The organism is Nonomuraea sp. NPDC052265, assembly GCF_044547985.1.
Classification (GTDB): domain Bacteria; phylum Actinomycetota; class Actinomycetes; order Streptosporangiales; family Streptosporangiaceae; genus Nonomuraea.
In genome coordinates, this window is sequence record NZ_JBIUBJ010000019.1 from 122,340 (window position 1) to 140,651 (window position 18,312).

Genomic DNA, 18,312 nt, shown 5'->3' on the forward strand with positions numbered 1-18,312 from the left:
GGGCGAAGGTGGATGACGGGCGATCACCTTGGGCATGCTGGGCAACATGTGTCATTCCACCGACAGCCGACCGCCCGCCCCGCCGATCCGGGGCGAGGTCGCCGCGCACGAGCAGATCACCCTGACCTCCGCCGACGGCACCCGCTTCATGGCCTACCGCGCCGACCCGGCCGAGCCGAACGGCCGCGGCGTGGTGATCATGCCGGACGTGCGCGGCCTGCACCCGTTCTACCGCGACCTCGCGGTGCGCTTCGCCGAGGCCGGGTTCCGCGCGATCGCGATCGACTACTTCGGCCGCACCGCCGGGACCGACGACCGCGGCGACGACTTCGACCACATGCCCCACGTCGACCAGCTCAAGCTCGACCAGGTGCGGGCCGACGCGGCGGCGGCGACCGCCGAGCTGGCCGGGGACGGCCCGGTGTTCACGGTCGGGTTCTGCATGGGCGGCGCGCTGTCGTGGCGTCAGGGCGCGGAGGGCAACGGCCTGGCCGGGAGCATCGGCTTCTACGGCGCCCTGCGCTTCATCGACGAGCCGGCGACCGGGCCGGGCGCGCCGCTGCTGCTGCTCAGGGGCGGCGCGGACAAGGTGTCGAGCCCCGAGGAGTTCGACGCGTACACCGCCGCGCTGGACCGGGTGGGCACCGAGCACGAGACCCACGTCTACGAGGGCGCGCCCCACTCCTTCTTCGACCGCTCGTCCAAGGAGTGGGAGGAGATCTGCCAGGACGCCTGGCGCCGCGTCCTGGCCTTCACCGAACGGCACTCAGCCTAGATACGCGGCCCGCACCACCGGATCGTCCCTGACCTGGGCCGGCGTCCCGGACGCGATCACCCTGCCCAGGTCCAGCACGACGATCCGGTCGCAGATCTCCATGACGAAGCCCATGTCGTGCTCGACCAGCAGCACCGTCGTGTCCAGGGCCCTGACGACCTCGCCGAGCCGGGCGGTCTGGGCGGCGTCCAGGCCGGAGGTGGGCTCGTCGAGCAGCAGCAGCCTCGGACGGTCCGCGAGCGCGCGGGCCAGCTCGACCATCCGGCGCCGCCCGACCGGCAGCGCGGCGGCGTACGCGTCGCGCAACGGGGTGAGCCCGCACAGGTCGAGCACCTCCGCCACGCGCGCGCCGCGCTCGCGCTCGATCCGCCGCCGGCCCGGCCACCCGGCCAGGTCGGCGGCCAGCCCGCCGCCACCGCCGTGCCAGTCGAGCGCGGCCAGCACGTTCTGGGCCACGGTGAGCCGGCCGAACACCTGCGTGCGCTGGAACGTCCTGCGCACGCCTGCCCTGGCCCGCCGGAGCGCGGACACGCCGGTCAGGTCGCGTCCGTCCAGCGCGACCCGGCCCGCGACCGGCCTGCGCAGCCCGGACACCACGTCGAACAGCGTGGTCTTGCCCGCGCCGTTCGGCCCGATCACGCCGCAGACCTGGCCCCGCCCGGCCTCGAACGACACGCCGTCCAGCGCCCTGACCCCGCCGAAGGCCACGGAGACGCCCTCCACCGCGAGCATCACCTCACCCCCAGGTAGGCGGCGGTCAGCCGGTCGCCGTCCACCTCCGAGCGCGGGCCCGTCCAGGTGACGCCGCCCAGCCGCATGAACGCGACCCGGTCGGCGACGGCCAGCGCCTCGGTCGCCTTCTCCTCGACCAGCAGCAGCGCCACGCCCCGGTCGCGCAGCTCGGCGAAGACGTCGAACACCTGCCGCACGACGAGCGGCGCGAGGCCGAGCGACGGCTCGTCGGCGATCAGCACGCGCGGCGGGCGCACCAGGGCGGGGGCCAGCGTGAGGAGCTGCTGCTCGCCGCCCGACAGCGCGCCCGCGGCCACCGTACGGCGGGCCGCGAGCCGCGGCAGCCGCTCGTAGACCGGTTCGGGATCCGCCAGCCAGGTACGCAGGTTCTCCTCCACGGTGAGCCCCGGGAAGACGCCCCGCCCTTCGGGGGCCAGCAGGACGCCGGCGCGCGCCCGCCGGTGCGCCGGCCAGGCGGTGACGTCCACGCCGTCGAGCAGGACGCGGCCGGCGGTCACCGGCAGGTCCCCGGCGGCGACGGCACAGGTGGTGGACTTGCCCGCGCCGTTCGCGCCGAGCAGCGCCACCACCTCCCCGGGCCGCACCTCCAGCCGCACCCCGCGCAGCACGGTGCAGTCGGCGTAACCCGCCACGACGTCCTCCAGCACGAACAGCGGCCCGCCGGGCCCGCCGCCCCCGGCCGCGGCCCGGCGGGGCACGACACCGGCGACCACCTCGGCCGGAGGCGCGGAAGGGGTGGCGGAGGACGTGACGGGCAGTCGGCGGCGGGCGCGGGCCTCGGCGAGCTGGGCGAGCACGCCGTCCGGATGCCGGGCCAGGATCATGCCGCCCGCCCCGAACAGGATCGACCCCACGTGCGCGGACACGTCCCAGGTCGCCAGCAGCTCGGGCACGGCCACCGCGACGAGCCCGCCGAGCACCGCCCCGCCGATCCTGCGCACGCCCTGCAGCACCACCACGGCCAGCCACACGAACCCGGAGAACGCGGGCAGGTCGGTGGCCGTGACCGACCCCTTGGAGATCGCGAACAGCACCCCGCCGAGCCCCGCGATCCCCGACGCCAGCACGAACAGCACGATCTTGGCGCGCGGCGCGGACAGCCCGGAGGTGACGGCCGCCGCGGGCGCCGACCGTACGGCGAGGACGGCCCGCCCGGACGCCGACCGCTCCAGGTTGCGCACCAGCAGCGCCACCAGCCCGATCAGCGCCAGCAGCACGGCCACCCGCACCCGCGGGTCGGAGGTGTCGGCGAAGCCGAGCCCGAGCGCCGGCAGCGCCCACCCGATGGTCCCGTTGCTGAAGGCGTCCACCTGGAACAGCACCTGGTCGGCCAGCAGCGCCAGGGCCAGCGTGGCCAGCGTCAGCACCCGCCCGCCCAGCCGCAGCGCGGGCAGCGCCACCACCAGCCCGACGGCACCCGCCGCGAGCACCCCGAGCAGGATCGCCACGACGAACGGCAACCCGGAGGCGAACGCCCACCCGCAGGTCAGCGCCGCCATGGCGGCGAAGGCGGCCTGCGCCAGGTTCACCATGCCGCCGATCCCGGTCACCACCACGAACGAGCAGAAGATCAGCGCCAGCACCAGCCCCTGGGCCGCGACGCCCACGTAGTACTGCGGCCCGAGCAGGGCGAAGGCCGCCAGCGCGGCCAGGCCCGCCGCCCACGGCAGCCGCCTGCGCCAGGCCGGCACCCCGGCCAGGTGGTCGGGCGGCGGGACGTCCTCGGCGGCGCTGCCCGCCACCCGCTCTCGCGACCGGTTCAGCAGCAGCAGCCCGGCGAACAGCAGGATCACCGGCACGGCCGTGCGCAGCCCGGTGACCTCCTCCAGGAAGTCGGTGTACCCGGCGACCAGGTTCTGCACGACCCCGAGCGCGAGCCCGGCCGCGAACGTCCAGGGGATCGAGCGCAGCCGCCCGAACACCGCCGCCGTCGCGGAGGCGAACAGCAGCACCGTGTACGCCGTCGCGTCCAGCCCGAGCACCGGCGCCGCCAGCACCCCGGCCAGCCCGGCGAGCCCCGACCCGAGCATCCAGGCCAGCGCCGAGGTGGCGTCCACGTCGATGCCCCGGAGCGTGGCCAGGCGGCGGCGGTCCACGGAGGCGCGCATGCGCAGCCCGTACGGCGTGTGCCGCATGAACGCCCACAACCCGGCCGCCGCGACCGCCGAGAAGGCGAAGGTGATGAGCTGGTCGGTGTCCAGCCGCACCCCGAGCGGGTCGAACCCCTGGGCGGGGTGGGGGCCGACGCCGCGCGGCAGCGAGGTGGCGTCCGTGGCGGGCAGCCCGGCCAGGTCCACGACCAGCAGGCCGAGCGCGGGCAGCGCGATGGTGAGCCCGATGGTGGCGACGATCTGCGCGGTCTCCCCCGCCTGGGCGAGCCCGCGGAACATGGCCCGGTGCAGCAGGTAGCCGAGCGCGGGCGCGAACAGCCCGGCCGCCACCACCGCCGACAGCCAGGCGGGCAGCCCGGCGGCGGCGGTGAGCTCGTAGAACACCAGGGCGGCCAGGAAGCCGACGGCGCCGTGGGCGAAGTTGAACACCCCGGTCGCCGCGTACGACAGGGTCAGGCCGGAGCCCATGATCGCGAAGACGGCCCCGGTGACCAGGCCGCTGAGGACGTACTGGAGGATCATTTCAGCGGCACGTTGTCGAAGCAGGCCATCCTCCTGGCCACCTGGAAGGCCCCGCCCTCCAGCCTGACCAGGGCGCCGCAGCCGTTCGGCTCGCTGTGGTCCCTCGGGTAGCGGATGCGGCCGAACCCGGGGTTCTCGTAGAGGTAGTCGCCGTTGGCCGTGGCCAGGAACTTCTCCCTGGTCAGGTCCTTGCCGGTGCGATTGAGGACGTCGAGGAAGATGTCGGCGGCCCAGTAGCCGATCGCCACGTGCTGGGTGAGCGCGGTGCCTGGGGCGACCTTCTCGACGTCCTTCTTGAGCTGGGCGATCTCGGGCGCGGGCGACTCGAACGGCTCGAACATGGGCGCGGCGATCACGCCTTCGAGCGCCTGGGCGCCGGCCCGGTCCTTGAGGATGGCCACGTCGTAGCTGGTGGCGTCGGTGAGCACGCCCCGGTAGCCGGCCCGCTTGAGCGCCGCGTAGAGGCCGACGTTGAACTTGGTGCCCGCGATCACCGAGACGACGACGTCGGGGGCCCTGCCGCCGTCCGAGGTCATGATCTTGTTGACGTACGGGAGCCAGTCGGGGGGCGGGGCGGCGGCCGGCAGGCCGGAGTTCACGCCGACCAGCTCGAACCCGGCCGCGGTGAACGACTGGGAGATGGTCGTTCCGCCGTACTTGCTGCCGCTGGAGTCGCTGGTCTGCACGTAGACGCTCTTGCCCGCGGCGCCGCCGAGCAGGTCGGCCATCTGCCTGCCCCACCAGGTCTGGGAGCCGGCGCCCTGCTTGGGGGCCAGGCAGCCGTTGTAGCCGAACCCGGTCCTGGTGCCGCACCACTGCGGCCCGGTGGCCCAGCCGAACCAGGGGACGCCCTGCTGTTCGAGGAAGGCCGCGCCGCCGAAGTTGGGCGCGTGCACCGGGACCAGGGCGAACACCTGGTCCTTCTGGACGAGTTTCTTGGCCGCCGCGTCGCCCTTGGCCGCGTCCTGGGCGTCGTCCTCGGCGCCGATGAAGTCGATCTTCCGGCCGTGCACGCCGCCCTCGGCGTTGGCGCGCTCGAACCTGGCCTTGGCGCCGATCTCGGCGTCCCTGGTCGAGTAGCCGCTCGCGCTGGTCTTGGTCAGCACGCCGCCGATCTTGATCGTGGTGTCCGTCACTCCCGTGCCCGACTGGGCCGTACCGGTCTGCTGGGCCGCGCAGCCGGCGGCGAGCAGCGTCAGGGTGAGCGCGGCCGCGCCCCGCCGTACCATGTTGTTCTCCCTCGCGACTCGGCCTAGCGCTCGCTTGGTTTCGCTGAGCGTAGATTTGCCGGGGAAGGGTGTCAACGGGCACCCGAGCAACCGCTTGCTCGCAGAGCGTGCGCCGGGCTAGCGTGGGCGCATGCTGATGCGCGCGGCCGTGCTGACCGGGTTCCACGCCCCGATGGAGATCCGCGACGTCGAGATCGACGACCCCGGCCCCGGCGAGGTCCGCGTCCGGATCAGGGCCTCGGGCGTGTGCGGGTCCGACCTCAAGGCGATCGACGGCAAGAGCCCGGTGGTGAGCGCGCCGCCGTTCATCCTGGGGCACGAGAGCGCGGGCGTGGTGGAGAGCGTCGGCGCGGGCGTCACCACCGTCCGGCCGGACGACCACGTCATCATCGCCATGAGCGGCCCCTGCGGGCGCTGCCGCCACTGCGGCTCGGGCCGCTTCCACCTGTGCTCGGGCCCGCTGCGGCTGCCGACCATCATGGGCGGCCCGCCCAGGATCACCCTGGACGGCCGGGAGACCCGCCGCTTCATCGGCATCGGCTCGTTCGCCGAGTACGCGGTGGTCACCGAGGCCATGTGCGTGAAGATCGCCAAGGACGCGCCCTTCGCCGCCATGTGCCTGCTGGCCTGCGGCGTGGTCACCGGCGTGGGCGCGGTCCTGAACGTGGCCCAGGTGCCGCCGGGCGCCTCGGTCCTGGTGGTGGGCTGCGGCGGCGTGGGACTCAACGTCATCCAGGGCGCGGTGCTCGCCGGCGCCACCACGATCATCGCCGCGGACGTGGCCGAGCAGAAGCTCAAACTCGCCGAGCGCTTCGGCGCCACGCACCTGCTCACCGCCGGCGACCTGCCGAGCCAGGTGGGCGCGCTGGTGCGCGGCGGCGTCGACTACGCCTTCGACGTGACCGGCGTCCCCGGCGTGCTGGCGGGGGCCTTCGCCGCCACCCAGCCGGGCGGGACCACGGTCATGGTCGGCAGCCCGCCCAAGGGCCACCCGATGGAGCTGGACACCGGCCTGCTGTTCTCCTCCCGCCGCCTCATGGGCACCCAGGGCGGCGACGCCGCGCCGCACCGCGACCTGCCCATGCTGGCCGGGCAGTACCTGCGCGGCCGGCTCGACCTCGACGGCCTGATCACCGAACGCCTGCCCCTCGACCAGGTCAACGAGGCCGTCGCCCACGTACGCCAGGGGACGGTCGCCCGCACGGTCATCACGTTCTGAACCGGCCGCTATTCTAACTTTCTTTGGAATAGTGGAGGAGTTGCCCCATGTCGTACCCCCCGCAGCGCTACCTGGCCGAGACCGGCGAGATCAGCGGCACCCTGCGCCCGGCGGACAACGGCCCCGACCTGTCGATGGCGACCGGAACCCGCGTCCACTACCTGGGCACGGGCGGCTCCACGAACGGCGCCTTCGGCCTGTACCGCTGGGAGATGGGACCGCGTCCCGGAGGCGCGACCCCGCACTTCCACCGCACCATCACCGAGTCGTTCTACGTGCTGACCGGCACCGTCCAGCTCTACGACGGCGACAAGTGGGCCGACGGCCGCCCCGGCGACTTCCTGCACGTGCCCGAGGGCGGCATCCACGCCTTCCGCAACGCCTCGGGCGAGCCGGCCTCGATGCTGGTGCTCTTCACGCCGGGCGCGCCGCGCGAGGCGTACTTCGAGGAGCTGGCCGACATCACCCACACCGGCCGCGAGCTCACCCCCGAGGAGTGGACCGAGCTCTGGCTCCGCCACGACCAGTACGCGGTCTGATGACCGGTTTCCCCGAAGAGCCGATCTACCGGCACCTGGCCCGCATCGGCAAGGCGCTGTCCAACCCGGTGCGGCTGCGGCTGCTCGACGTGCTCGACCAGAGCGAGCGCACGGTCGAGGAGCTGGCGCAGGCGGCGGGCGTGCCGCTCAAGAACACCTCGGCCCAGCTCCAGCGGCTGCACGCGGCCCACCTGGTGACCAGCCGCAGGGACGGCACGCGGGTCCGCTACCGGCTGGCCGACGAGCAGGTCTCGCGCTTCCTCGGCGACCTCCAGGACTTCGCCCACGGCCGCCTGTCCGACCTGCGCGAGGCCGTACGGGAGCACCTGGGCGACCTGGCCGGCGTGACGGCCGACGAGCTGGCCGCCAGGCTGGCCGACCCCGGCACGGTGGTCGTCGACGTCCGGTCGGCCGCCGCCTACGCCAAGGGGCACGTACCCGGCGCGATCTCGGTGCCCCTGGACGACCTGGCGGGCCGCCTGGCGGAGCTGCCGTCGGACGCCCGGATCGTGGCCTACTGCGGGGGGCCGTACTGCGTGGTCTCCCCGGAGGCCGTACGCCTGCTGCGCGAGCGCGGTTTCGACGCCCGCCCGCTGGACGGCGGCCTCATCGGCTGGCGGCGCGCCGGGCAGGGGATCGCCCGAGCGCGTACTGTGAGCGGGTAATCGCCCACAGTGAGGGAGGTCCGCATGCTCGCCAGAGGAGCCGTCGCGGCCGGCCTGCTCGCGGTCCTGACCGTGGGCGGCGCCGGCCCCGCCGAGGCCCGCTACCGCTACGACTTCCGCAGCCGCGAGGTGGTCGTCTGGAGCGAGCCGAAGGGCGGCGCGGCCCAGGTCGGCGTGGGCCGTCCCGGCGACGGCTTCGACTCCGACCGGTCGGAGGAGCACGAGCTGTTCCGGTGCGACGAGGCGTTCGACAGCACCCTGTGGCACCACGGCACCGACTCCACCACCGGCGTCGTCGGATGGGTGCCGGCCTGCCACCTCGACGACCCCGACTGACCGCTCGCCCGCGGGCTCAACGTCCGGCGCCCACCGGCTCCTGCGCCCGCTCGCGGCCCGGCGCCGGGTCGTCCTCCTCGTGCCCCTCGACCGACAGGTTCGGCAGCAGCCGGTCCAGCCAGCGCGGGCACCACCAGTTCGCCCGGCCGAGCAGCACCATCGTCGCCGGCACGAGGAAGCCGCGGATGACGGTCGCGTCCACCGCGATGGCCACGGCCAGCCCGACGCCGAACGTCTTGACCATCGCGTCCGGGTAGGCGATGAACGCCACGAACACCGCCACCATGATCAGGGCGGCCGAGGTGATGACCCGCCCGGTCGAGCCGAGCCCCTCGGCCACCGCCCGGCTGTTGTCGCCGTGCCGGGCGTGGGCCTGGCGCACCGCCGTCAGCAGGAACACCTCGTAGTCCATCGACAGGCCGAACAGCACCGCGAACAGCATCAACGGCACGTAGCTCTCGATCGGCACCGAGAAGAACACGGTCTCCAGGTAGGACGAGCTCATCGGGGCGTCCATGCCGACCAGACCGCTGCCCAGGCCGATCGAGAACACCAGCGCGAGCGAGCCGAACGCGGCCCCCAGGGACACCAGGTTCATCACCGCGGCCTTGACCGCGACGACGGGCGCGCGGAAGGCGAACAGCAGGAGCAGGGCGCTCAGCAGCACGACCACGCCGATGACCAGCGGGGTGCGCTCGTTCATGCGGTCGCCGGCGTCGGTCATCCCGGCCACCTTGCCGCCGACGTGCACCTGGACGCCCGGGATCGCGATGGCCCTGACCTGCCTGACCACCTCGGCCGCCTTCGGGTCGCTCGGGGCGTAGTCGCTGATCGTCTGGAGCAGGACCGAGCGGCCGGAGGCGTTCACCTTCGGATCGGCCACGTGGGCGACGCCCTCGACGCCGGCGACCTCGTCGGCGATCCGCTGCACGGTCGCGTCCCCGGCGCCGGAGACCTTCTCCGGCAGCTCGGCGACCACGATCAGCGGGCCGTTGCTGCCGGGCCCGAAGGCCGTGGCCATCAGCTCGTACGCACGCCGCCCGGTCGAGTCCTTGGCCGCGTACCCCTCGTCCAGCGGGCCCAGCTTCAGCGCGAGCGCGGGCGCGGCCAGCGCGCCGAGCACGAGGACGCTGCCGATGAGCACCCGCCACGGCCTGCGCGCCACCCACGCGCCGAGCCCGGCCCACCCGGCTCCCCCGCCGCGTGTGGACGAACGCCCGCGCACCAGCGGTACCTTGAGCGCGTTGACGCGGTGGCCGAGCAGCCCGAGCAGGGCGGGCACGAGGGTGACCGAGGTCAGCACGGCGAAGACGACGGAGATGCCGGTCACCCAGCCGAGCGTGCTCAGCAGCGGGAACCCGGCCAGCATCAGCGCGCTCAACGCGATGATCACCGTGCCGCCGGCGAACACGACGGCCCCGCCCGAACTGGCCACCGTCCGGCGTACGGACTCCACGACCGGGACCCCGTCGGCCAGGAGCTTGCGGTGGCGCGACAGCAGGAACAGGGCGTAGTCGATGCCGACGCCGAGCCCGATCATCGTGGACATGATCCCGGCCTGCTTGGGCATGTCCACGACGTACCCGAGCAGGCCGATCACGCCGAGGCCGGTCGCGACGCTGACCAGCGCGGCGAAGATCGGCACCATCGCGGCCACCAGCGTCCCGAACGCGAAGACCAGCACGAGCAGCGCGCAGATCACGCCGATGATCTCGCTCGGCCCGGTCTTGATCTCCTTGCTCGCCGGGTTGGAGTCGTCGGCGGCCACCACTTCCAGCCCGGCGTCCCTGGCCGGGGCCGCGGCGTCGGCCAGGGCCTGCGTGGTCTCGCCCGCCTTGTCGGGGTCGTTGCCCCGCATCTTGACGGTGATCACGCCGATCTGCAGGTTCGAGGCGATGCCGCCCACGCGGAAGGGCGTGTCCACCTGTACCACGTGCGGCATCGTGCGCATCACGGCGACCGAGCGTTCGACGGCCTGCCTGCGCGGCGCGTCGGTGAGCTTGCCGTCCGGGGAGTACAGGAGGAGCTGCACGGTTCCGCCGGTGGCGTAGCCGGGGCCGAAGCCCTCCCTCATCAGGTCGTGCGCGCGCTGCGCGTCGGTGCCCGGGATGGAGGCGTCGTTGCTGACCGGACGGCCGAGCGCGAGGCTGCCGCCCATCAGGCCGGCGGCCAGGACCACCCATAAGGCCAGGACGATCCGCCCGTGCCGCGCGCACCAGCCACCCAGCCGACCAAGAAACCGCGTCATCGTCCCGCCCCTGCCCGACGGCCGTCCTGTACGGTCGTACAGGATTACGATAAAACGGAGGACACCGGAAATTCCGGATCCTGTGGGAAATGAGACGATGACCACACCCGACGACACCCGCTCCCGGATCCTGGCGGCCGCGCGCGAGCTGTTCGCCGAGCGCGGCTACGCGGGCACCTCGCTGGCCGACATCGCCGCGGCGGTCGGGCTGACCAAGACCGCCGTCGCCTACCACTTCCACCCCAAGGACCGGCTGGCCTCCGAACTGCTCTCCCCGGCAGCGGCCGAGATGATCACCCTGCTCGACACCGACCACCCCGACCGCAAGGCGTTCGTCGAGGCCCTGACCGTCTTCGCGGTACGCCACCGCGCGGTGATCCGCCTGTTCATGGAGGACCTGGCGGCCGACGACACCATGCCGCCCGGCTCCGAGCGCGCGGTCGTCGGCACGTTCAGGGACGAGATCTTCGCCAAGCTCGCCGGCGAGAACCCGGGCCCCGAGGCCAGGGTCAGGTGCTGGGCCCTGCTCGGGGCGCTGCAATGGGGCGTGGTCAAGACCATGGACCTGCCCGAGGAGCAGGTCACGGCGGTCATGCTGGAGTCCGCGCCGGCGTTCTGACGACTCCGGCCGATCAGGTCCGGCACCAGGTCGACCGAGGTGGAGGCGTCCATGATCACACTCGCCGCCGTCGGGGCGGGCTCGCGCGGGCGACCGGCTCACCCCTCCGGGCGACGGGACGGCCGGGGGCGGGCACGGCGGCGGCGACGAGGGCCGCCGAACGCTCCCGCCTGACCGGCCGGACCGTCACCCTTCCCTGAACGCGCGGGGGATCCGGCCCCGGGTCACAGCCCCGTCGAGGGGTCGGCGGCGGGGCCGCTCGGGCTCTGCGTGGGCTCCTCGGGGCCGGGGCCGCCCGACTGGCCGGACACGCCGACCGTGATCACCACCACGTCGCCGGGCGCGGCGCAGGTCCCGGGGGCCGGGCTCTGGCTCAGGACCGTGTCCGCCTCGGAGTCGTCGTCCACGACCTGGGCGCGGGCCCGTACCGTGAAGCCCGCCGCGACCAGTTCGGCCCGGCCGTCGGCGCGGCCCCGCCCCACCACGGACGGCACCTCGACGCCCTGGCGGGCCACCGTGAGCGCCACCGGGGCTCCGCCCCACACCCGGACGCCGGCCTCGGGCCGCGTCGCGAGGACCTGACCGTCCGGCTGGTCGGAGCAGGCCCGGGTGACCGTCCCGGCCGTGAGCCCGACGGCGGCGAGCGCCGCCTCGGCCGCCTTGCGCTGCCGCCCGGCGACGGACGGCACCGGCACCCCCGCCGACACCTCCAGCGCGACCGCGCCGCCCCGGCCCACCACCGTCCCGGCCGCCGGACTGCTGCCGAGCACCCGGCCGATCTCCTTGAGCGAGTCGGTCCTGGTCACCGCGCCGACGGTCAGCCCGGCCTGCCTGACGGCCTTCACCGCGTCGGCCCGGGTCAGCCCCGCCAGCGGCGGGACCGCGACCGTCGTCACCGGCCACACGGTGGTGGGCTCGACGGTGGGCACCCGCTCCCGCTCCTGCGGCTTTCCGCCCGGCGAGGAGGCGTGCGCGGACCTCGCCGGGCTCGACGGCGACGGCGGCGGCAGCACGGACGCCTGGCCCGGGCGGTGGCCGCCGTTGAGCGCGGGCACGATCACGGTGAGCACGACCCCGGTGACCAGCAGGGCCGCGCACACGGCCACGACCGCCCGCAACCACCCGGCTCCGCGCCACCGGCCCTGCCGGTCCGACGCCCCCGCCCGTGTCCTCAGCCCCTCGGACGCGCCCGACTCGACCGGCACCTCCGGGCCCTGCGGGGCCGTGGGAAGCTCGGGGCCGCCGCCCGTCCGCGAGCGCAGGTGGTACGCGTCGGCCGCGCCGGTGGCCTCGGGCTCGGCCAGCGGCACGGGCGGACGCTGCCCGGGGACCAGCGGCACGTCCCCGGCCCCCCGCACCGGCGCCTCGTCCGACTCCCCCAGCAGCGCGAACAGCAGTTCCCTGCTGGACGGCCGGTTCCTGACGTCCTTGTCCAGGCAGGCGGCGACCAGCACGCGCAGCCGCCCGTCCAGCCGGCCCAGCTCGGGCGGCGCGGTCAGGATGCGGTGCAGCACCGGCGCCACCGAGTCCTGCCCGAACGGCGCGCTCGCGTTGGCCGCGAAGCACATCGTCGCGCCCCAGGAGAAGACGTCGGCCGCCCCGGTCACGGCCGAGGCGGTGATCTGCTCGGGAGCCATGTACGCCGGCGTGCCCACACCCCTGTTCGTCACCGTGGCCGCCGCGTCCAGCGCCCTGGCCAGGCCGAAGTCGATCACCCGCGGCCCGTCGGGCCCGAGCAGCACGTTCTGCGGCTTGAAGTCGCGGTGCACGATGCCCGCCCGGTGGATCGCGGCCAGCGCGGTCGCGGTGCCGACCGCCAGCCGTTCCAGCGCGCCGCCGTGCCGCGGGCCGGTCAGCGAGACCTCCCGGTGCAGCGAGGGCCCGTCGACGTACTCGCTCACGATGTACGGCCTGCCCTCGTCGAACCCGGCGTCGATCACCTGGGCCGTGCAGAACCTCGCCACGTGCTTGGCCAGCTCCACCTCCCGCAGGAACGCCCCCTGCTCGTCCCCGACGGGCCCGTGCAGCAGCTTGACCGCGTACCTCTGCCCGCCGAACCTATCCCCGACCCTCGAACCGAGGAACACCGCGCCCTGTCCGCCTTCACCCAGTCGCCCGGCGAGCTCGTACTCGCCGAGTCTGTGCGGGTCCCCCGTTCTGAGCGGCTGCGCCGTTGGCACGGGGCGCCTCCCCTCGCCGCCACCCCTTCTTGCTCTCCACTGAAAGCAAAGGGCCGCCTTCAGTCAACCGTGCGCACCGCAATCGCCGCCTGACCGTGACACAGCCGGTCAGGAGGCCCGGGAGACCTGGCCCGCGTACATGACGGCGTCGGTGTCGGCCCGGGTCACCTTGACGAGGAACCGGTTGGGGTCGCCGGAGAGGACGATCCGGACCGTTCCGGGATGGCACGCCTTGCCGCTGACCTGGCCGAGGGTGAACACGACGGCGCTCCTGGTGGGGGTGAGGCGGCCGGAGCAGTGCAGGTCGGCGCCCCAGCGCATGGTGGACCCGCCGTCGGCGCGCAGGCGCAGCTCGATCGGGAAGACGCGGCCGGCCGTGGGGTGTTCGGCCGATCCCGTCCAGGTGCCGTCCAGGGTCCGGCCGGTGGGGTTGCCGGGTTCGGTCGCGTCGCCGGTGGCGTACGTCGGGGTGGTGCCCTGCCCGGCCGTGCCCTTCCCGGCGTCCGCCGGCCCTTGGGCTCCGCGCAACCAGAACACGACCCCAACAATTCCGACCACAACCACCGCCCCCGCCGCCAGCCACCACCACCGGGACTTCCCGGCCGCGCTGGCGGGTGTCCCTTCGGGGACGGTGGCATCCGCTCCCCCGGCCGCGACGGCGGGCGTCCCCTCGGGGAGGGTCGTACGAGCGGTGGCCGGCCCTTCGGGGGAGGTGCTGGGGGCGGTGGCGGCCTGGGCGCCGGAGGGGAGGAGGTCGCCGGGGCCCGCGTCCTGGCCGAGCAGGGCGCGCAGCGTCTCCTCGGCGTCCGGACGGTCGCGCGGGTCGTGGGCCAGGCACGCCGCCACGATCTCCCGCAACCGCCCCGACAACCCGCGCAGGTCCGGCTTGCCGTACAGGATCCTGGCCAGGATCTCCTGGTACGTGTCCGCCATGTACGCGTGCCGCCCGCTCGCCGTGTACGCCACGGTCAGCCCCCACGCCCACATGTCCGCCGCCGCCCCGGCCGACTCCCCGTTGATGCGCTCGGGCGACAGGTAGGCCGGCGTGCCGATGGGCGACCTGGTCGTGGTGGCGGCGGCGTCCATCAGCCGGGACACCCCGAAGTCGATCACCCGCGGCCCGTCGAGGCTGAGCAGCACGTTGCCCGGCTTGAGGTCGCGGTGCACGACCCCCGCCCGGTGGATCGCCCCCAGTGCGGTGGCGGTGCCGATGGCCAGCCGGTCGAGCGAGCCGCCGCGCCGCGGCCCCCGGGCGACCACGTGCTCGCCCAGCGAGGGCCCTTCGACGTACTCGCTGACCAGGTAGGGCCGGTCGCCGTCGAGGTCGGCGTCGAGGAGCTGGGCGGTGCAGAAGGCCGCGACCCGGCGCACCGCCTCGACCTCGCCGAGGAACCGGCGCCGTACGTCGGCGTCCTTGGACACGCTCGCGTGCAGCAGCTTGATCGCGACCTGCGCCCCGGCCGCCGAGTGACCGAGGAAGACGACGCCCTGGCCGCCCTGTCCGAGCCTGCGCGAGAGCCGGTACTCCCCCAGCCGGCGGGGATCATCAGCACGGAGCTCGGACATAGGGCGTCATTATGGCACCGCCTACAGCAGGGCGGCGTAGGCGTCGAGGGCGCGCAGGACGACGTCCGCCGGGCCGCTCGGCAGGGTGGCCACGGCCTCCTCGATGCCGAGCCCGGCGAAGTGGTCCAGCTTCTCCCTGGTGGGCAGCGTCCCGAACGGGATCACCTTGGCCATCGGCCGCCCGGCCTTCTCGCACGCCTCGCGCAGCGCGGGCAGCGCGTCCTTGATGCCCTTGCCGCCGATGGGCATCCAGCCGTCGCCGTACTCGGCGATGTGGGCGAACAGCTTCGGCCCGGCGGCGCCGCCGAGGTGGACGGGGAGGTCGCGCACGGGCTTGGGCCACGACCAGGACGGTTCGAGCCCTTCGACGACGGCCACCTCCTCCCGCCAGAAGGCGCGCATGGCCAGCACGTTGCGCCGGGCGACCTCGCGCCGCCGCCCGTACGGCACGCCGTGGTTCTCGATCTCCTCGACGTTCCAGCCGAACCCGACGCCGACCACCACGCGCCCGCCCGACAGGTGGTCGAGCGTGGCCAGGGCCTTGGCGGTGACGATGGGGTCACGCTGGGCGGCGAGCAGGATGCCGGTGCCGACGCGCAGCCGCCGGGTCGCGGCGGCGGCGAAGGAGAGCGCGACCAGCGGGTCCAGCGTGCGCTTGTACTCCTCGGGCAGCTCGTCCTGGCCGCCGGCGGGCGGCGTGCGGCGGCTGACCGGGATGTGGGTGTGCTCGGGCAGGTAGAGCGAGTCGAACCCGCGCTCCTCGGCCGCGGCCGCGAGGTCCCGGACCGGCATGGCCAGATCCGTGGCGAACATCGTGACACCCAGCCTCATACGGCCTCCTCATATCAACCAAGCGATTGCTCGGCTAAGATTTCCAGGGTAGCTTGCAAGGCGACGTCCGCGGAAAGAGGTTCCCGGTGAAGTTCTCTATCTTCCTGAACCCGCAGATTCCAGGCTCTGGATACGCGGCCGAGGAGAACGCCAAGGCACGGCGTCCCATCGGACGCGACACCGAGTCGTATCAGCGGCTGCTGCACGAGGTGCGGGAGATAGCCGTCCACGCCGACCAGGTCGGGTTCGACGCGCTGATGATGACCGAGCACCACTTCCACTCCGAGGGGATGGAGTTCTCGGTCAATCCGCTGATGTTCCTCACCGACCTCGCCGCCCGGACCGAGCGCATCCTGCTCGCGCCGCTCGGCATGGTGCTGCCCGCCTGGGACCCGATCAGGGCCGCCGAGGACGTGGCGCTGCTCGACCAGTTCAGCAAGGGCCGCCTGCGGCTCGGCGTGGCGCGCGGCTACCAGAACCGCTGGATGAACGTCCTCGGCCAGCGCTGGCAGGCGGCCGCCGCCCGCTCCGACGGCTCGGCCTCGGACACCCGGAACTTCGACGTCTTCGGCGAGGTGCTGAAGATCATGAAGATGGCCTGGACGCAGGAGACCCTCCGCTACAAGTCCGACGTGCTGGACTACGAGGTGCCGTACCCCTACGACGGTATCGAGGGCTGGCCCGCGATGGAATGGACCAAGACCTTCGGGGCGCCCGGCGAGGTCTCCGACGACGGGAAGATCCAGGCGATCTCGGTCTGCCCGCGGCCGTACCAGAACCCGCATCCGGAGCTGTGGCAGCCGTTCACGATCTCCGACCGGTCGGTCGTCAGGGCCGCCCAGGAGGACATCCTGCCGTGGATGTTCACCCCCAACCCCGACGACCACGCCGCCAAGGCCAAGCTCTACCAGGAGGAGTCGGCCCGGCAGGGCCGCCACTACAAGCTGGGCGAGCACACCGGCATCCTCAAGATCGTCGGCATCGCGGACACCACCGAAGAGGCGATCAACACCTTCGGCCGCAGCATCCCCAAGGACTTCGCCGCCTTCTTCGGCCCGTTCGGCTACCTGGAGGTGCTGCGCAAGAAGGAGGACGAGAAGCACAAGCCGATCTCCCCCGAGAAGGGCGACGCCAAGCGCATGAACGACGTGGAGATGGCGCTGTTCGGCACCCCCGACGACGTCAAGCGCGGCATCCAGCGCATGCTCGACCGCATGCCGGACCTGGAGTGGTTCGGCCTGTACATGCAGGGGCAGCAGGGCGTGCTCCCGCTGGACACGGTCAAGCGGAACCTGGAGATGTTCGCCACCAAGGTCGCGCCGGAGTTCCGATGAAGATGTGGCTGGGGGCCTCGTTCGTCCCGGCGGACCAGTACGTGGAGCTGGCGCGGGCGGCCGAGCGCTGCGGCTTCGACACCTTCACGCTGTCGGACCACCTCTTCTACGCCGACTTCGCCTCGCGGTACCCGTACTCGCGGTCGGGCGCGCCCCGCTGGACCGCCGAGACGCACTGGCCCGACGTGTGGGTGACGATCGGCGCGATGGCCGCGGTGACCACGACGCTGCGCTTCTCGCCGAACGTCTACATCGCCCCGGCCCGCGACCTGTTCACCGTGGCCAAGCTGGTCTCCACGGCGGCGGTGCTGTCGCGGGAACGGGTGACGTTCGGGGTCGGGGTGGGCTGGTGCGAGGAGGAGTTCGTCGGCACCGGCCAGGACTTCCACACCCGGGGCCGCCGCCTCGACCGCATGCTGCCCACCCTGCGCGCCCTGTGGTCCGGCCAGACGGTCACGCTGGACGGCCTGCCGCCCCTGTCCATCTCCCCCACCCCGGCCGGGCCCGTACCCGTCTACGTGGGCGGGGACAGCGAGGCGGCGCTGCGCCGGGCCGCCCGCTTCGGCGACGGCTGGCTGGGCAACCGCATCTACACCGAGGAGCAGCTCGACCCGGTGCTCGACACCCTCCGCCGGCACCTCGACGAGAACGGCAGGACGGGCCCGTTCGACATCGTCGCCCCGCTGGCCGTCCTGCCCGACGCCGAGACCTACCGCCGCTTCGCCGCCAAGGGCGTGACCGCCACCATGGCCGCCCCCTGGTGGCTGGCCACCCCCGAGGAGAAGGCCCGGTACGGCGAGGACACCCTCGACCTCAAGATCGCCACCATGGAGCGCTTCGCCGAGGAGGTCGTCGCCAAGCTCTGACCCCGGGCCACCGGGACGATCCTGACCGGGCACGCGGCACGCGCGGACCCCGGTCAGGACCCCTCTTCCGCGAGGTTGGCCATGATCCGCCGCAGCAGGCCGGTGACCTGCTCGATCTCCTCCCCGGAGAAGCCGGAGAAGACCTGGCGGCTGACCCCGCCGAAGATCGGCGGCAGGCGGGGCACCAGCGCCTGCCCCTCGTCCGTCAGCTCGATGACGACCGAGCGCCGGTCCTCGGCCCGCCGGACCCGCCGCAGCAACCCCTTGGCCTCCAACCGGTCCAGCAGCCGCGTCATCCCCGCCGTGTCCGTGCCGAGCCTGTCCTTCAGCACGCCGGGCGTGCTGCGCCCGCCCGCCGCGTGCAGCAGCAGCGCCGCCTGCTGCGCGGTGAGCCCGAGCGGGGCCAGGCGGCGCTCGGTCTCGGTGTTGAGCTCCCGCCCCACCTGCACGAGCAGCGACCCGCCGCCCAGCACCAGCTCGAACGGCTGCGGCATTCGATCGTCGGTCACGCGGACCAGA

Annotated in this window: 16 protein-coding genes; 8 read left to right on the plus strand and 8 right to left on the minus strand. The window is 73.7% G+C overall.

Annotated elements, in window-relative coordinates; translation table 11 throughout:
- Positions 1-46: 46 nt before the first annotated feature.
- A complete protein-coding gene (locus ACIHAD_RS38505) occupies positions 47-775 on the plus strand; it encodes a dienelactone hydrolase family protein (protein WP_397359685.1) in 729 nt (242 codons plus the stop codon).
- On the opposite strand, the gene ACIHAD_RS38510 is transcribed toward ACIHAD_RS38505, so the two are convergent.
- Genes ACIHAD_RS38510 through ACIHAD_RS38520 form a run of 3 tightly spaced genes read right to left on the minus strand, consistent with a single transcriptional unit; the run spans position 767 to position 5,390 of the window.
- Entirely contained in the window at positions 767-1,507 is a 741-nt protein-coding gene (locus ACIHAD_RS38510) for an ABC transporter ATP-binding protein (protein ID WP_397359686.1), read from the minus strand. The genes ACIHAD_RS38505 and ACIHAD_RS38510 overlap by 9 nt on opposite strands.
- Positions 1,507-4,161, minus strand: coding sequence for an ATP-binding cassette domain-containing protein (locus ACIHAD_RS38515; protein ID WP_397359688.1), 2,655 nt, complete (start codon positions 4,159-4,161; stop codon positions 1,507-1,509). The genes ACIHAD_RS38510 and ACIHAD_RS38515 overlap by 1 nt, the downstream gene beginning before the upstream one ends.
- On the minus strand, positions 4,158-5,390 hold the full coding sequence (locus ACIHAD_RS38520) for an ABC transporter substrate-binding protein (protein ID WP_397359689.1): 1,233 nt from the start codon (positions 5,388-5,390) through the stop codon (positions 4,158-4,160). Before ACIHAD_RS38520 ends, ACIHAD_RS38515 begins: the two co-directional genes overlap by 4 nt.
- Positions 5,391-5,520: 130 nt before the next feature.
- Between ACIHAD_RS38520 and ACIHAD_RS38525 the strand changes: the two genes are divergently transcribed.
- The 4 genes from ACIHAD_RS38525 to ACIHAD_RS38540 are packed head-to-tail and all read left to right on the plus strand — an operon-like array spanning position 5,521 to position 8,149.
- A complete protein-coding gene (locus tag ACIHAD_RS38525; RefSeq protein ID WP_397359691.1) occupies positions 5,521-6,609 on the plus strand; it encodes an alcohol dehydrogenase catalytic domain-containing protein in 1,089 nt (362 codons plus the stop codon).
- A 47-nt stretch (positions 6,610-6,656) separates the two neighbouring features.
- Complete coding sequence (locus ACIHAD_RS38530; RefSeq protein WP_397359692.1) at positions 6,657-7,148, plus strand: cupin domain-containing protein; 492 nt, start codon at positions 6,657-6,659, stop codon at positions 7,146-7,148.
- Complete coding sequence (locus ACIHAD_RS38535) at positions 7,148-7,813, plus strand: ArsR/SmtB family transcription factor (protein ID WP_397359693.1); 666 nt, start codon at positions 7,148-7,150, stop codon at positions 7,811-7,813. Before ACIHAD_RS38530 ends, ACIHAD_RS38535 begins: the two co-directional genes overlap by 1 nt.
- Before the next feature lie 24 nt (positions 7,814-7,837).
- The gene (locus ACIHAD_RS38540; protein WP_397359694.1) at positions 7,838-8,149 is read left to right on the plus strand and encodes a hypothetical protein; all 312 of its coding nucleotides are present in this window, start codon (positions 7,838-7,840) and stop codon (positions 8,147-8,149) included.
- 16 nt (positions 8,150-8,165) lie between these two features.
- Here the strand turns inward: ACIHAD_RS38540 and ACIHAD_RS38545 are convergent, their stop codons facing one another.
- Positions 8,166-10,397, minus strand: a complete 2,232-nt coding sequence (locus ACIHAD_RS38545) for an MMPL family transporter (protein ID WP_397359695.1) — start codon at positions 10,395-10,397, stop codon at positions 8,166-8,168.
- A 97-nt stretch (positions 10,398-10,494) separates the two neighbouring features.
- On the opposite strand from ACIHAD_RS38545, the gene ACIHAD_RS38550 reads away from it, so the two are divergent.
- Positions 10,495-11,016, plus strand: coding sequence for a TetR/AcrR family transcriptional regulator (locus ACIHAD_RS38550; protein WP_397359696.1), 522 nt, complete (start codon positions 10,495-10,497; stop codon positions 11,014-11,016).
- Positions 11,017-11,240: 224 nt separating this feature from the next.
- On the opposite strand, the gene ACIHAD_RS38555 is transcribed toward ACIHAD_RS38550, so the two are convergent.
- From ACIHAD_RS38555 to ACIHAD_RS38565, 3 genes are all read right to left on the minus strand, one after another.
- Positions 11,241-13,196 (minus strand): PASTA domain-containing protein, encoded by a 1,956-nt coding sequence (locus ACIHAD_RS38555; RefSeq protein WP_397359697.1) that lies wholly within the window; start codon positions 13,194-13,196, stop codon positions 11,241-11,243.
- A gap of 108 nt (positions 13,197-13,304) precedes the next feature.
- Entirely contained in the window at positions 13,305-14,762 is a 1,458-nt protein-coding gene (locus ACIHAD_RS38560; RefSeq protein WP_397359698.1) for a serine/threonine-protein kinase, read from the minus strand.
- A 21-nt stretch (positions 14,763-14,783) separates the two neighbouring features.
- Complete coding sequence (locus tag ACIHAD_RS38565; RefSeq protein WP_397359699.1) at positions 14,784-15,593, minus strand: TIGR03619 family F420-dependent LLM class oxidoreductase; 810 nt, start codon at positions 15,591-15,593, stop codon at positions 14,784-14,786.
- An 86-nt stretch (positions 15,594-15,679) separates the two neighbouring features.
- Between ACIHAD_RS38565 and ACIHAD_RS38570 the strand changes: the two genes are divergently transcribed.
- Together ACIHAD_RS38570 and ACIHAD_RS38575 are read left to right on the plus strand one after the other, a co-directional pair.
- On the plus strand, positions 15,680-16,927 hold the full coding sequence (locus ACIHAD_RS38570; protein ID WP_397359700.1) for an LLM class flavin-dependent oxidoreductase: 1,248 nt from the start codon (positions 15,680-15,682) through the stop codon (positions 16,925-16,927).
- Positions 16,924-17,793: a TIGR03619 family F420-dependent LLM class oxidoreductase gene (locus ACIHAD_RS38575; RefSeq protein WP_397359701.1), complete on the plus strand. Its 870-nt coding sequence runs from the start codon at positions 16,924-16,926 to the stop codon at positions 17,791-17,793. Before ACIHAD_RS38570 ends, ACIHAD_RS38575 begins: the two co-directional genes overlap by 4 nt.
- 53 nt (positions 17,794-17,846) lie before the next feature.
- Here ACIHAD_RS38575 and ACIHAD_RS38580 read toward each other — a convergent pair whose 3' ends face one another.
- Entirely contained in the window at positions 17,847-18,302 is a 456-nt protein-coding gene (locus ACIHAD_RS38580; protein WP_397359702.1) for a MarR family winged helix-turn-helix transcriptional regulator, read from the minus strand.
- Positions 18,303-18,312: the final 10 nt, after the last annotated feature.

Bases quoted from the DNA above. Each gene is read 5' to 3' on its own strand.
- ACIHAD_RS38575 (WP_397359701.1), top strand. From the start codon at position 16,924: ATGAAGATGTGGCTGGGGGCCTCGTTCGTCCCGGCGGACCAGTACGTG.
- ACIHAD_RS38505 (WP_397359685.1), top strand. From the start codon at position 47: ATGTGTCATTCCACCGACAGCCGACCGCCCGCCCCGCCGATCCGGGGC.
- ACIHAD_RS38520 (WP_397359689.1), bottom strand. From the start codon at position 5,390: ATGGTACGGCGGGGCGCGGCCGCGCTCACCCTGACGCTGCTCGCCGCC.
- ACIHAD_RS38560 (WP_397359698.1), bottom strand. From the start codon at position 14,762: ATGTCCGAGCTCCGTGCTGATGATCCCCGCCGGCTGGGGGAGTACCGG.
- ACIHAD_RS38510 (WP_397359686.1), bottom strand. From the start codon at position 1,507: ATGCTCGCGGTGGAGGGCGTCTCCGTGGCCTTCGGCGGGGTCAGGGCG.
- ACIHAD_RS38530 (WP_397359692.1), top strand. From the start codon at position 6,657: ATGTCGTACCCCCCGCAGCGCTACCTGGCCGAGACCGGCGAGATCAGC.
- ACIHAD_RS38515 (WP_397359688.1), bottom strand. From the start codon at position 4,161: ATGATCCTCCAGTACGTCCTCAGCGGCCTGGTCACCGGGGCCGTCTTC.
- ACIHAD_RS38535 (WP_397359693.1), top strand. From the start codon at position 7,148: ATGACCGGTTTCCCCGAAGAGCCGATCTACCGGCACCTGGCCCGCATC.
- ACIHAD_RS38550 (WP_397359696.1), top strand. From the start codon at position 10,495: ATGACCACACCCGACGACACCCGCTCCCGGATCCTGGCGGCCGCGCGC.
- ACIHAD_RS38525 (WP_397359691.1), top strand. From the start codon at position 5,521: ATGCTGATGCGCGCGGCCGTGCTGACCGGGTTCCACGCCCCGATGGAG.
- ACIHAD_RS38565 (WP_397359699.1), bottom strand. From the start codon at position 15,593: ATGAGGCTGGGTGTCACGATGTTCGCCACGGATCTGGCCATGCCGGTC.
- ACIHAD_RS38540 (WP_397359694.1), top strand. From the start codon at position 7,838: ATGCTCGCCAGAGGAGCCGTCGCGGCCGGCCTGCTCGCGGTCCTGACC.
- ACIHAD_RS38545 (WP_397359695.1), bottom strand. From the start codon at position 10,397: ATGACGCGGTTTCTTGGTCGGCTGGGTGGCTGGTGCGCGCGGCACGGG.